Origin of the sequence: Nocardia arthritidis (assembly GCF_011801145.1) — a bacterium.
Classification (GTDB): domain Bacteria; phylum Actinomycetota; class Actinomycetes; order Mycobacteriales; family Mycobacteriaceae; genus Nocardia; species Nocardia arthritidis_A.
Map to the genome: position 1 here is coordinate 5,014,669 of NZ_CP046172.1, position 1,316 is coordinate 5,015,984.

Genomic DNA, 1,316 nt, shown 5'->3' on the forward strand with positions numbered 1-1,316 from the left:
CAAACCTCCAACCAGAGACTAACTCTTGCCGATCTTGTTGGGAATACCTGTTTTTCGGCAACCCGAGCCATTAGAATTCCGTTGCATGAGCACGGCCTCCGAAAGAACTTTGATCATGATTCCGACGTACAACGAGCGGCGCAATGTGGGGCCATTGCTCGCGCAGATCCTGGAACAGGGCACCGATTTCGATGTCCTGTTCGTCGACGACAACTCCCCCGACGGCACCGGCGAACTCCTCGACGACCTGGCCAAAGAGCATGCACCGCGCATTCACGTGCTGCACAGGGCCGGTCGTCAAGGCGTCGGCTCCGCGCATCAGGCGGGAATCCACTGGGCATATTCCGAGGGCTACCGGAATCTGATCACGATGGATTCCGATTTCGCGCATCCGCCGTCCTATCTGCCCGCCCTGCGCGCCGCCGCGGCGGGATACGACGTGGTCGTCGGATCGCGCTATCTGAAGGAGGACAGCCTCGACGACTGGACCCCGTTCCGCAAGATACTCACCCGGGTCGGACATTTTCTCACCGTCACCCTGCTGCGGATGCCTTACGACGCCACCGGCGCATTCCGCTACTACCGGTTGAGCACCGTTCCGGCGGGCGCGTTCGAGCTGGTTCGGTCCACCGGTTACTCCTTCTTCTTCGAAAGCCTCTACATCCTCAACGCGAACGGTTTCCGCATCGCCCAGATTCCGATTCACGTGCTGAACCGGACCGCCGGCGAATCGAAGATGCGCACCCGCGACGTGGCGACCAGCGTGCGCTTCCTTTTGACGCTGTGCGCGGAGAAATACCTGCGGCCCGCCCGCCACCGTGTCAGCGCGCCCGCACACGATTGATCCGTTCCGCCGGCCGCCCGATTACCGCAACACGTTCCGTCGACATCACCCGTTGCCTTCGAGCGTGTGCGGTAGCGGCGCGACCTGCACGATCGGCGGATCGCACTCGTCCCACGGCTTGGTCAGCATGGCGACGAACGTCAGCGGCGTGATCGAATACACCGTGTGCATCACCCCGATCGGGGTGCGGGTGCAGATGCCCTTGGAGACGTGGATGAATTCCTCCGGGCAGTCCGGATCCTCGTAGTCGTCCTTGGTCACCAATACCCCGGTGCCGTCGACGAACAGCAGGTACTCGACGAAGTGCGGGTGGTAGTGCAGGCCGCGGACCTTGCCCGGATGCATGTAGATCAGGTTGAACTCGAGCAGCGGTTCCGGCGGCACCCAGGTGAAGATGCCGCCGCGTCCGTCCCGCACGGTGTCCAGATTGCAAGTGGGCGTGAGGACTTCGATCTTCATAGGTATCCCTTCA

2 protein-coding genes are annotated in these 1,316 nt (G+C 62.1%); one reads left to right on the forward strand and one right to left on the reverse strand.

The features are described from left to right. Nucleotides 1-85: 85 nt before the first annotated feature. On the forward strand, nt 86-844 hold the full coding sequence (locus F5544_RS22735; RefSeq protein ID WP_167475064.1) for a polyprenol monophosphomannose synthase: 759 nt from the start codon (nt 86-88) through the stop codon (nt 842-844). 45 nt (nt 845-889) lie between these two features. Here F5544_RS22735 and F5544_RS22740 read toward each other — a convergent pair whose 3' ends face one another. Continuing rightward, nucleotides 890-1,303, reverse strand: coding sequence for a cupin domain-containing protein (locus F5544_RS22740; protein WP_167475065.1), 414 nt, complete (start codon nt 1,301-1,303; stop codon nt 890-892). Nucleotides 1,304-1,316: the final 13 nt, after the last annotated feature.

Excerpts from the sequence above, each read along its gene's own strand:
- F5544_RS22740 (WP_167475065.1), bottom strand. The coding sequence starts at position 1,303 with ATGAAGATCGAAGTCCTCACGCCCACTTGCAATCTGGACACCGTGCGG.
- F5544_RS22735 (WP_167475064.1), top strand. The coding sequence starts at position 86 with ATGAGCACGGCCTCCGAAAGAACTTTGATCATGATTCCGACGTACAAC.